The sequence below is a fragment of the Oceanobacillus jeddahensis genome, assembly GCF_000750635.1.
GTDB lineage: Bacteria > Bacillota > Bacilli > Bacillales > Amphibacillaceae > Oceanobacillus > Oceanobacillus jeddahense.
Genome location: NZ_CCDM010000001.1, coordinates 843703 through 856610, shown reverse-complemented (window position 1 = coordinate 856610; position 12908 = coordinate 843703). Strand labels below are relative to the sequence as shown.

At 38.6% G+C, this 12908-nt stretch carries 8 protein-coding genes; 1 reads left to right on the top strand and 7 read right to left on the bottom strand.

Annotated features, from left to right (window positions below):
* Nucleotides 1–39: 39 nt before the first annotated feature.
* The gene (locus BN986_RS03840) at nucleotides 40–1236 is read right to left on the bottom strand and encodes a YheC/YheD family protein (RefSeq protein ID WP_040978317.1); all 1197 of its coding nucleotides are present in this window, start codon (nucleotides 1234–1236) and stop codon (nucleotides 40–42) included.
* Between the two features lie 19 nt (nucleotides 1237–1255).
* Nucleotides 1256–2701, bottom strand: coding sequence for an acylphosphatase (locus BN986_RS03835; protein WP_040978316.1), 1446 nt, complete (start codon nucleotides 2699–2701; stop codon nucleotides 1256–1258).
* A 551-nt stretch (nucleotides 2702–3252) separates the two neighbouring features.
* Between BN986_RS03835 and BN986_RS03830 the strand changes: the two genes are divergently transcribed.
* Entirely contained in the window at nucleotides 3253–4938 is a 1686-nt protein-coding gene (locus BN986_RS03830; RefSeq protein WP_040978315.1) for an ATP-binding protein, read from the top strand.
* A 67-nt stretch (nucleotides 4939–5005) separates the two neighbouring features.
* On the opposite strand, the gene BN986_RS03825 is transcribed toward BN986_RS03830, so the two are convergent.
* The 5 genes from BN986_RS03825 to BN986_RS03805 form a co-directional block, all read right to left on the bottom strand.
* Nucleotides 5006–6037 (bottom strand): CapA family protein, encoded by a 1032-nt coding sequence (locus BN986_RS03825; RefSeq protein WP_040978314.1) that lies wholly within the window; start codon nucleotides 6035–6037, stop codon nucleotides 5006–5008.
* 61 nt (nucleotides 6038–6098) lie between these two features.
* Nucleotides 6099–7742: an acylphosphatase gene (locus BN986_RS03820; protein WP_040978313.1), complete on the bottom strand. Its 1644-nt coding sequence runs from the start codon at nucleotides 7740–7742 to the stop codon at nucleotides 6099–6101.
* A 31-nt stretch (nucleotides 7743–7773) separates the two neighbouring features.
* On the bottom strand, nucleotides 7774–9396 hold the full coding sequence (locus tag BN986_RS03815) for an acylphosphatase (protein WP_040978311.1): 1623 nt from the start codon (nucleotides 9394–9396) through the stop codon (nucleotides 7774–7776).
* Between the two features lie 39 nt (nucleotides 9397–9435).
* Nucleotides 9436–10788, bottom strand: a complete 1353-nt coding sequence (locus tag BN986_RS03810; protein WP_244444930.1) for an ATP-grasp fold amidoligase family protein — start codon at nucleotides 10786–10788, stop codon at nucleotides 9436–9438.
* A complete protein-coding gene (locus BN986_RS03805) occupies nucleotides 10775–12907 on the bottom strand; it encodes a glycosyltransferase family A protein (protein ID WP_074435609.1) in 2133 nt (710 codons plus the stop codon). Before BN986_RS03805 ends, BN986_RS03810 begins: the two co-directional genes overlap by 14 nt.
* Nucleotide 12908 lies beyond the last annotated feature (1 nt).

Sequence of the window (12908 nt, the reverse complement as noted above, 5' to 3'; positions counted from 1 at the left end):
TTTTTATGATAGAAGGTTAGAAACCGTCACGATTCGCTGCTACTTCTTCTTGGTCATCTTCCTTCTCACTTTTCTCATAACACCTGTCAGCTTCCAGGATTTACTATTCAATATGCTGTTTAATTGCTTCTCTTTTTCTGCAATTATTTCTTTTAATTCACGGATTTCCTTCTGGTTATTTTCCAATTCATCCGTGGAATCTTTTACTTTTACTTTTCTGTTTAATCGATTCTCTAAGACATACAAATAGTAGTTACTTCTTAAAAATGCCACTTCGGATATTACTGCCTTGGTACTTGGTCCATCATTTACCTCAAATAGATATAATTTGCCGTTCGTATCTATTCCAATATCCAGCCCCAGGGACATAATATGTGTTCCTCTCAGCTGCTCCATTTTTTTTGGTATCTGTGTTCCGAGTTTTAATAAATTTTGATAGATTTCCTCATGCTGCCCATTAAAGTTTGCCTTGAGAAATTCTTTTGGATCACTAATTCCTCCGCCCTGGTTCACATTAGATATAACGGACTGACCAATACCGATCCGCACATAAATTTTAGCGACAGCCCACTTGCCTGTTCCGTCTTTTTCTACATGGACCCGGCAGTCAAACGGATCTCCTTGCGGGGTTCTGGACGTAACGTATTTCTGGAGGATATAATTCTTTCCTCTTACCGTGTTATCAAAAAATTCCTCCAGTGCATTTACATCAGCATCCCATTTTTCTTTATTAAAGCCGATTGTAAATAAATCGTTATCCTTCTTTTCAATAATATAGATGCCTTTGCCTCGCAGCCCTTTCCCCGGCTTCAATACAATCTTCTGATAATCATGCAGATAGCTGTCCATATCCTGGAAAGACTTGATTTTATGCGTTGGTATCATCAAATGAGAAAATTGCTCATCCTTGCTTAAGGTATTTTGTAACATCTCCTTTGTTACCACGTTCCTTCGATTATCTGATAAAAAGGTTGTTTTTCTTAAAAAATCCATTTTCTCTTTATTTTTTCTCATAAAACAATATGGAGCAGCATCAATGAAAGGGGGGATATCTGTTGTTTTATCCACCCATTTATTATTCACTAGAATTTTTCCATACACCTTTTTCTCTTCTATATTAATATCCTTCGGCCGTATATAGATTAGCTCCATGCCGTATGCTTTTGCTACTAGAGAAGTCATTTTCGCTAATTCCGTCGGCTTATTAAAATTGGTCAACATCCCGATTTCTTGCATGTCCAATCCTTCTCTCTTACTAAGTTATTATTTGAAAACCTATTTTTCTGGGTCTGTTTGAATACTCCAGATTTCGTTCCTCGATTTGTTCAACAATGGATTTTTTAGACCCTTTGCTGACAAACTTCTTGAATATATCCAGCCCATCTTTTTTCTCACTGATAAGATAGACTTCAATCGTATTGTTATCTATTTTCTTCGCATAGCCAATAAGGTTACTTCTTAGCGCCTGCCTTTTTATATAATTCATATATCCTACCCGGTTCACTTTCCCGCTGACGGTATATTTTTTAGCAAACATTTCCTTCAATGGCGTTTTGGCAACTTTTATTTCATCTGCTGCGCATTGCTTTAACGGTCCTAATAAGCTGAGATAATCGAAGTAAAATTGGGTTTTATTTTCCCCTATTGTTTCCGGAAAGTAATGATCGATGATTGCTCCGGGAACATCCTTTGCTTTCCCTGCTAATGGGTATAAGTGAAAACCAATCTCTGCAGTTCCATTTATCTCCAGCACTACTCCCTTTCGATTGTCACGCGGATTGACAATAATATCTATTCCGGCATGAGGGAGAGAAGGCAGCGCCTTTAATCCATTTACAGCAATCTGCTTCACTTCTTCTGAAAGTTCGTCGGTAGCTTCGATAGGATCCCCGCCAGAGGACAGATTACTTTTTTCTCTCAGGAAAACCTGCTCCCCTTTTTCAGGAATATTATCCAGCGTGTAACCGGCTCGTTCCAGCATGTAGGTTACTTCATAATCCACTTTTATCGGTTTCGGTGCTAAATATGGATTCTGTTTTCTTTCCTCGTTCTTGATTTCAATCAATTTTTCTATCGTGTTTATTCCATCACCAACCACATTGGCTGGAATCCGGTTCGTCGCGCCAATAACTTTATCGCCAACCACATAAATTCGATATTCATTGCCATCATAATGCTTTTCCACAATATACTGACGATAAGCATATTTCGACCTTAATTCTTTAATAATTCCTGCTAACTCATTTTCATTGGATATATTTGTATAGACACCTTTACCCATACTTCCATTTAAGGGTTTTATAATTACAGGATAGCCAATTTCATTCGCGTAAGCAATCATATCTGCATCTGTTTCCAATGTTTTTCCTATAGGAATAGGCACATTACTCTGTTCAAGAAGCGCTTTTGTTTCTTCTTTATTCTGACAAATTCTTACTGCCTTATTCGCTACTTTGTCTCCTCTGGAGCGAAAGAAATAATGCAGGTTATCTCCATTACTTAGTGAAAAGAATTTTCCATGTGTACTGCTGTTCATTCTGTCTAATTTACAAAGACTTGTTTCGTCTCGATACCATTTTAATTCCAGTCCTCTTCTCCAGCCTTCCAGCGCTACTAAATAAGAACATAATTGGAAGCCAGTTATCCCTTCCACTACTTTTTTACTCAGTGCAGGTAAAAGTTCTGCTTCTTGAGATTTCATAACCATTCTCCTCCTTTTTGTTTAATGACCGATTGGTAAGGAACGAATATTTCTTTTCCAATCACCTTGTTTTCTGCTGTTGTTATTTCTCTAGTGATTATCCAAAACCCCGACAAAATATATCCTTTATGAACATCCTTTTATTTCAATCTTTTTACTTAATTTTACCCGATTTTTAACTTTTAACCATTTAGCGGCATGAGAACACATCCTAAAAATTTTTCCTCATGCAAATCGAAAGCAGCGCAGCTTATTCTAAGAAATTCGAAGCTTGCATTCATTTTATAACCATTGTTTTTCAGATTATTATTATATAAATTAATGTCGAAAATAGATAGTTAATATTAAAAATTTTGTCGCAAGGGGACTGGCTGTAAGTCTTCCGCTTCAAGAAATATGGAAAATATCATTTGTTTTGATTCAAAATCGGCTTGAAAGTAATTCCGCTGCTCATAAGTGAATTTGATGAATGTTTATTGAGAAGCCGGCTGAGGAAATATGTTATAATAATAATTAACTATTTAAGCGAAATTATGTTAGGAGAATTGATTATGACAGAAAATCGTTTTCTAAAAAGTTTAGACCACCCTATACCGGCAAAAGCAAACAATTATATGCTGAGTACCTATAGTATTATATTAGAAGCTTGGAGAAGAGGATTAACTATTTCCTTTAGTATTGTAAAAGAAGGTACAGGTAAATTTGAACCTTCTTATATTATTACAGATGGCAATAGAAGCCATCATTTTAGCGCCACTCGTGGTGATTTAGTTTCTAAACGTACAAAAGAGTTAACCAAAAACAAAGTTACAACTAAAGAAATACTAGAAAAGAATAATGTATCTACGCCAGGAGGAAAAGACTTTAGTGCTGATACCAGTGATTCAGAAATAATAAAATATGCTACTGAGATGCAATATCCTGTTGTGGTAAAGCCTTTAGCAGGAACTGGAGGAACAGGTGTTATCGCTGGTATTCAAAATGAGGAAGAATTGATTGAAGCACTAAATTATGTTCGAGTGAAATTAAAATCTCCTCATATTATTTTAGAAAAATATTTTGGTGGAGAAGATTATCGTGTTTATGTTCTAGACGGCAAAGTAATCGGAGCTTTAAAACGAATAAAGGCAAACGTTATTGGTGACGGTAAAAGTACAGTCAGGCAATTAATTGATCAAAAGAATGAAGAACGCGCTAAACTTCCATCGCTTACAAATCGAAAAATAAAAATCGATGATGAGCTGAGAAATATGTTACGCCGAGAAGGCTATGATCTGAACTCTGTTATCCCAGATGGGGAATTAGTCTATATCAAATCAAAAAATAATGTATCTGCCGGCGGCGATTCCATCGAGGTTACAGATAATCTATCGGATAACATCAAACAAATTGCCGTTGATGCAGTAAATGCTTTTGACGATTTACCTCAATGCGGAGTAGATATGATGGTGGATGAAGAAAATGATACAGCGGCTATTATTGAGTTGAATACACGAGCGCATATTACTCAGCACCTGTTTCCGATGAAAGGGAAAGCAAAGGATGTCCCATCGAAATTAATTGATTTTTATTTTCCTGAGACTGCTGATTACGACCGGACAAATGCACAAAAATTCTTCTTAGATTTTGATTTTATTTTCGATGCTTGTATGAATGGAAATGCAACAGAAGTTGGTATTCCTGTATTGCCTACGAGAGCATTAAAGCTTACTCGTTATGTAGTCAGCGGCTGTGAATATACAAAAGCTTTTTCCGGACGTGTGCGTCGTTTGGCATATCATGCTAAAGTCCATGGTTATATAAAACCCCTAAATAATGGAGATATCTCTATTATTGTTGGTTCAAGTCAAAAAAGAATCAATGATTTCCAAAAGAGACTGGAGCGATATACAAACCGGGTCAGCAAGTCAGCAACAATGACAGAAAAGAAACGTTCAAGCCCTATTATGCATGGGTTTCATATTGAATCACCGAATGAAAAAGCTGGCGGCAGCGAAGGTAGTAATGCGGAAGAGAAGGCTGCTTTGAATAAATATATCAAAGACTATGCGAAATTAAAATCAGACTATCAAAATGCAGTGAACCGCTTAGCAAAATATGAGCGGGATGAGCGGACGCTGGAACTAACGCAGCGTCAAAACAAACAATTAAAGAAACGCCTGCAGCAAATGGAAGAAAGTAATTCTTGGAAAATGACGAAACCCATTCGGGTGTTTACGGAAAAACTGAAAAAATAACAAAATAAAGCCATAAGTAATCGGATTTAGTATTTCTGACTGCTTATGGCTTAACTTTATTCATCTATTATTTTAATTTAAACTCTGGCATCCACTGCGTTAAACGCTCTGTTAATTCGCTGTATACTTCCAGACTGTCGAATTTATCATGATCCGTCTCAATGTAAGGATTTTTTGCTATATAATCACTTAATAAGTGCATTTGATAATTGTTTTTACGATTAGCATCTACAAAGGTCAGGTCCATTTCTGGCTGGTTAATCGTCACTTTACCATTTTCATCCTTGCTGATATTCAGAGATAATACGCCGCCTATTTGTCTATACAATCCTTTTTGACCGCTGTAAAAGTTTCCTAGAGAATAGATAACAAAGGTCTTTTTCCCTCTGGAATTCAATATCCACTGCGCAGGCTGCAGGACGTGCGGGTGATGTCCTAAAACAATATCTGCCCCGGCATCTGATAAAGAAGTAGCAATATCTACCTGAGAAGCTGGCGGATTAAGAGCATACTCTCTTCCAAAGTGTGCTGCAACAATGACTACATCCGGGCTTTCTTCTTTTTTCAAGCGTTCGATATCACGTCTTACTTCCTTCGTAGAACCTGCAACGATACGGTTTAAAAGATAAGGTTTATTTTTAGGCGGATTCTTGCCTAATGTTACCGCCGTATAAGATAGAATCGCTACCTTGATTCCTTCCTTCTCAATAATACGAAATTTTTGCTGATCTTCTTTAGACTTATGTGAACCAACATAAGGCAGCCCTATTCTTTCAAGGTTTTCAATTGATTTAAGCACGCCTTCTTCGCCTAAATCGAGACTGTGGTTATTCGCATTTGTGACAATGTCTGTGCCGAATTCCTTTAAGTTCTCCGCTAATTCTACCGGGTTATTAAATTCCGGGAAAGAGATAAGACCTAATTCTTCTCCGGCTACAATCGATTCTAAATTAACAACAGAGATATCTCCATCTTGCAGTAACTTTTTCGCAGGGGCCATTTTATCTCTAAAATCATATTTCCCGTCTTTTTTGCTGATATCGTACACCCTAGAGTGTAACAGCACGTCACCAGTAGCTGTTAATTTAATTTGTGACATGAACATTCCTCCACAGTTATTTATCATCTTATCTCATCGATACTTGAGACTAGATAAATGCTTATTTTTTATTCTTCGCCTTTATTTTACGGATAGATTCCGTAACCTTCCAAGAAGTACTATTCAAAATATGTTTAATATCCTTCTCAGCCCGATCTTTTTTCTTTCTCATAGCTTGTAAATCCTTATCCATTCGTCTTAAAGCATGCTGTACGGATTTTATATTATTTGTATTATATTTCTCAGAGATTTCAAAACCTACCGTTACAAAATCCTCATATTCCTCTGTCTTGATCCGGGTGACTTCCGATCCTTGCGGGTAGCCTTTAATCACTTCTCTAAAACCTTCCACTGCTTTTCGATCTGTTCCAGCAACGACCACTTCAATTTCATCAAATACAATACTCTTTACATAACCGTGAAGGTTTTTGGCAAGTGCCTGCCGCTTCAGCCATTTATGGAAATTATACCGCTGTACATTTCCATTCACAATATATTTTTGGATATGGAGTTCTCCAATCGGTGCTGGCGCAACTTCTACTTCCAATGCCGCTCTATTTTCAAGCGGCTCCAACACATTAATTAAATCAAAGGACACTCTCGATTTGGTCGTATCAACTCTTCCTTTTGTTTCTGGAAAATAATAATCAATAATTGCTTTCGGTATGTCTCTGGATTTCCCCTCAATTGGGAATAGAGCTCCGCCAATTTGTGCTGTCGGGTTTAATTCAATAACAACTGCTTCCCCTTTTACATCACTGCGATCGTTGACAATAATATCTACGCCGCCTTGTGGGAAATTATCGATTGCTTTTAATGCATTGATAGCAATCTTCTTATACTCTTCTGGCAGGGTATCTGTTACATCAACTGGATCTCCCCCGGAGGAGACGTTTGTTTTTTCTCTTAAGTAAATAACCTTGCCCTTTTCCGGGATACTCTCCAATGTGTAGCCAGCTTCCTGAATAAATTCAAGAATTTCTACATCCATATGAATTAGACAGCTGTTGAGGCGTGCATTTTTCCTGCGGATGGCGTTCTTGATATCGATCAATTGCTCAATCGTATGTTCCCCATCGCCCGTAATATTGGCAGGAACACGATTGTATGCAGCAATAACTTCATCGCCAACAACATAAACACGGTATTCCTTTCCGCTTACATATTGCTCCAGCACGACCTCTTCATACTCTAATTCTCTCCTGACATAGTGGATTGCCTTTAATAGCTGCTCATGGTTTTTAATATTGGTTACCACACCATTTCCCAAGCTGGCATTGGTTGGTTTTAGAACTAACGGGAAACCGACTGTATTTGCAAATTCAATAATTTCTTCATTGGTTGCATCTGCTTCAAAGCCTTTTCCTTTTGGTACAGGGACGCCTGCGTTGCCGAGATAGATTTTGGTATCGTCTTTCTCTGATCCAATTTCCACTGCTTCATTGGAAACCAAGTCTCCTCTTGTCCGAAAGAAGTAATGCGTCTGCTTCTCTGAGGTTAATGAAAATAAACGTCCAGGTGGATTTACTCCAAAAATAATCATATTCTCAAAGTGCTCGGAATCCTTTGTGTACCATTTTAGTTTTAGACCTCTTCTCCATCCTTCTAACGCAACGGAAAATGCATCGAGACGTGTCTTTCTCGCATTCCTTACCATTTCATTATTCAGATGTGGAAGACTTATCCCTAACTGATTGTCTTTCATGTTTATTTCCTCCTGTTAACTTCTTTCATCATTAACCTTTAAACTTTTTGAAAATAGAACCAACCGCCCGGATTGGCGACGTCGCCTTCCAAGAAAGGCTTTCATAATGCTTTCTCCGTGTTACTTCCGCTTTTTTCAATGCCAGCTCGGTCTCTTCTAATTCACGCTTGTACCATTTCAACTCTTCAATTTGTGTTTTTAAATCTGTTTTTATTTCAAAGCCTACTTTAACTGCTTCGTCCACATCTTCTTCCAAGACTTCCATAACGGTTGCTCTTTCTTCATCTTCCCAGATCCCATGCTTGAAGTCCTCGACCATTTCCGGATCTGTCCCGGCAACAACAATTTCAATATCACCGATTTCCTTCGTCATGATATATCCATGCAATTCCCGTTCAAATGCCTGCTTGCGAAGGCCGCGATGGTAACCAATATCCAATACATCTCCAACGACAATATATTTCTTCATATAAACCTTCTGCTGTGGGCAAGGTGTGACTGTTGTCACTGTTGCATCCCTATTTTGAAGAGGGTCTAATACATCATGAAAATCAAAGAATGTATTAATCTGCGCAACATTGTTTCCTTTGGTTTCCGGAAAATAAAAATCAATAATGGCTCTTGGAATATCCCTTGATTTTCCTTTGATCGGATACAATAATCCGCCCAGTTGCGCTGTAGGATTCAGCTCTATTACATAGGCTTTATTGTCCGCTTCATTAATGATAATATCAACTGCCCCGTGGGTCAGTCCTGCTACAGATCGAAGTGCGTTTACTGCCGTATCTTTAACTTCTTCGGATAAGTCATCTAATACATCAATCGGATCGCCGCCAAGTGAGATATTGCCTTTAAAGTTTAAATAGACAAGCTCATCTTTTTCAGGAATGGACGCGAGCGTATACCCTTTTCTTGCAATAAAGTCTGTTAATTCATCACTTACGATAATGGGGCAGCTTACTAAACGCGGATTTTTTTCTCTCTCTGCATTTTTTAATTCAATCAACTGTTCGATCGTATGTACCCCGTCTCCGACCACATTCGGCGGTTCACGATGCATGGCTCCGACAACTTCATCGCCAACGACATATAAGCGATAATCTTTTCCAGCGATATATTGCTCCACAATGATTTCTTCTGTGGTTCCCAGCTCTTTGGTATAGTCATAGCATGCTTCTAATTCCTCTGCACTTGTAATATTTACAAAAACACCGCGGCCAAAGCTGCCATCCTTTGGTTTTAACACGACTGGAAATCCAAGTTTTCTCCCGTACTCTATGACTTCTTCTTTTGTATGGTCACTGGTAAAAATATTTCCATTTGGCACAGCTACATTATGTTCGCTTAAATGCTGTTTGGAGTTTCCTTTATCTTTTCCAATATAGACAGCTTCATTGGTTACCTTATCTCCTCTGGAACGGAAGAAATAATGCGTTCTGCTCTCTGAACTTAATGAAAATAACTGTCCAGGTCTGTCTGTAAACCATGTAACCATGTCACTGAATTTCTCTGAATTTTCGACGTGCCATCTTAATTTCAGGCCTCTGCGCCAGCCTTCCAGTGCAATTACATATGCATCTAATAAACTTCCGTGCACATCAGAAATAACCTCTGATGATAAATGCGATAGCCATTCGGCATTATTCTCACTCATGCCCTGATCCTCCTGATTTAACCATTTTAGTTCCTTGTTCTATTTTAACTCTTCTTTAAAGATCTCAAATGCTTTCCCTTGAAGCAAGTCCTTGTCCAGTTTCCCCTGTGCTTCGATAAATAAATTTCCTAAATACGTATCTATTTTATCATTGAATTCATCATAATTGCCTGGTTTGGGTGTAAATTCTCCAAAAACGAGTCCATCCTCAGCTCTTAAGAAATCAATTCGCATAAATGGACTGGGAATCATACTGCTGATTCGCTTCGCCATTTCGATTTCTTCCTTCGAGACGCCTTGGCCTTGGAAGGATTTATCATCATATTTTCCGGTTTGAATGCGTTCTCCTTGTCCATTCCACCAGCAATATTTGATCTCCGGCGTCCGGATGATTTCTAAGATCACGCCAACCTCGCCATAAAAGCAATAGAATTTCACATCACGTCCAGATACTTTATTGACCGTATCTTCTAATACTAATTCTTCGATACGCCAAGCGTCCTGCGCCACTTTATTTTCTGCTAAATCCTTTTCCATCCGGTGCTTTAGTAAAGACCAGTTCGTTAATTTCTCTCCTGTCTTTACACTTATTATATCACTAGATGCATATACAATGTAAACTCCACGTCCACCAGCTCCATCGGCAGGCTTGATGACGATATTTTCTTTCTCTGGTAACGTCTCAATTGTATATATTTCCTCTGGACTATGTGGCGTTCGTATCGCTTGCTTTTCCATAAATCGATAGGCTCTTTGCTTATCGTCTAATTCGTATTCTGGAAGGGTTCCTAAAAGCTGATATTGTCTGACACGCATGTTCATACAGGCACGATAAGAAGCAACATCTGCTAAACTGACGGCATCTTCTATAAGTCCTGCACGAGCCATAAATTCAGAAGCATTCGCTTTGGCGCCTTCTAATACTTTGGTAAAAATACGCTCTTTAAACGCTGTTTCTTCCTGTTGAAACTGGCGTGCAGCTGCTTCCAGTAAATTACGGAAATTCTGATCCGTCGCTTTCTTTTGTTCGATGCGTTTATCTAATTCGGCAATGATTTTTCCTTTGTCTTTCTTTGCTTTGATATGTCTCCAAAGCGTATCATAATCAAATTGCTCCAGCGCTTTCTCTGCTTCAAATAACTGTTCCTTCAACAGTACAGTTTCTGATTGATAATGAAGAAGCTGTTCTTCCAAATAAGCAATATAATTATCTTTTTCTTTCCCGAAAGGAAGGAGCTTGCGAACAGAAGCTGTCTTTTGATACGTATTGCTTTGCATGATTTTTTTTATCTGCTTATCCGTTTTAGCAATCCTTGCTTTGGTTTCATCCAGCTGTGCTTCTTTTTCGATAAGCTGATCAATCATTTCTTCATAGGATTTATTCTCCAGCATCTTCATGTCCTCCTTCTTCCGGTTTATTTTGGATCACAAAACTATCTTCTAACATTTTTATAAATGGCTGCTCCTCATTGATCCAATTGGATGCTGCCACGCGATAATAGCGGATCGTATGACTTTGTTCCTCGATTAGCTGTTCTCTGATTTCTGAATTCGCCGGATACCACGTTGCACTAGTTCCCAGATAACGATGCAAACTCATTGCACAATGACGCATGTTGTAGGCCGGATTCTTTTTCTTTGGTACGTTATTGATAATCACCTTAGCTACTGTTGTATTTAGTTCTGGCAGATAGCGCTGCTTATCCTGAAAAATAAGCGGATTTTTGATAATGGTAAGCTGTGCTTCTGCTTTTTCTCCGTAGACAAGCATTTTTACGTGCTTGCCATCCACCTGATCTCTTACTTTCTCGTGGATAAATTTGGACTGTTTTAAATCATATATGCCACGTTGAATTAAACTGATCGTGAGGCCTTTTTCTTGTAACAGTCTAATCTCTTTCCATATCTCCCTGTCAAAGTGGCGAAAATCCGCTATATAAGCTACATCAATCTGATGCAAAGATCCCTTTTCTAACATCGGCTTTGGCACAGGAAATCGACGTTCTTTTAATTGATATGGAAAATACAAATCACTTGCCTGCTGATGCATCCGGTTATGTGCCTCAGCATATTCCTTTCGTGCCCCCATCAGAAATCCATTGTAGCCAAAGGAGGAATTGCCCGTTAAAGAACCTGACGATTGCATCGGGAAGGAAAGGGGGCCTGTTGGCAAATCGGTTACCTTTTCTGCTCCAAAGGTGAGCGCTAACCGCTTTTTAAATTCACTGTCTGCGGCAAAACGTACCTTGTCCCAATAGCCGACTTTCTCTAAAACTGGGAGTCTTCGAAACATAATCGATGACATATTGGAAAAAATATATTTTCCCGGCATTCCTCTACGGTATAAATATAAATCTTCTGTCAGTCTGGCATGCTCGGATGTATTGGCAATCATAGATGGATTTTCCAACAGATGACGCGCCTGGATTTCTATTTTTTGTGGATGCGACCAATCATCTGCATCATTAATGGTTACAAATTCTCCTGTTGCTTGATGGAGTGCAATATTTCGAGCTACATAGGGACCAGAATTGATTTCTGTTTTTAACAGCTTAATTCGTTGATCCTGCTGCATCCATTCTTTCACAACTGCAGCTGTATTATCTGGACTGCAATCATCTACCACGATGATCTCCAGGTTTGTCCAGGTCTGCTTCGTGAGTGATCTTAGCGCAACAGAAATGCCCGATTCCGAATTGTATGCAGGAATGATAACCGTGATCTTCGGCTGCTCATTCAGCTTCTCTTTTATCTGAATCGGGTTCGTGTCTAATTTATCATAGAGATATGCACCAGTTATTTCCTCATTTATATAAAGGGGTTCGAGCTGATATGTCTGCAGTACGGCATTGATCCAAAACAAACGATCTGTCTGTTCTGAGCACAGGTTAGCAAGTGCCAATAATAAGTCTGGATGCTGCGCTTGTTTTAGTGCTTCTTTGATCAGCTGGATACCTTCTGAATGATAACCCAGTATTTTATAAGCTTCGGCAAGGAGAATAATAATGCGACGGCGCACATCTGTATTGTTTTCCCCTGTAAGCGCCATTTCCAAATAAACCATTGCTTGTTCTGCACTGTTTGCAGTTAGTTTATTGGCAAACCAATAGCCCAGCTCCCATGCTGCCGCTTTGGTAAGATATTTATTATTAGAATGATATAAAATATCCTGTAAATCATGAAGGGCACGCTCTTCAAACCCTAAGTCATACAAATAATTTTTGATTTGCTTTAACTGGTTACTTGCATCTTTTTGTTTATAAGACGTACTATACAATTTTTTTATATTTCTCCGTCCTAATGCATAGGAAGGGACTGCTTTTGCCAATGACACACTGCTTCTCTTCCAGCCAGCTGCTTTTTGCTTTAATGCTTCAGCATACAAAAAGGCAGACTTATAGCGTCTATAAGTCTCCTTTAATGTTGCTTCTTCTTTTCTTTTGGCAGTGAGCTCTTCTTCCACACCCTGAAGACGTGTGTGAAGCTCCGTTTTATCGATTGGTTGTTTCATG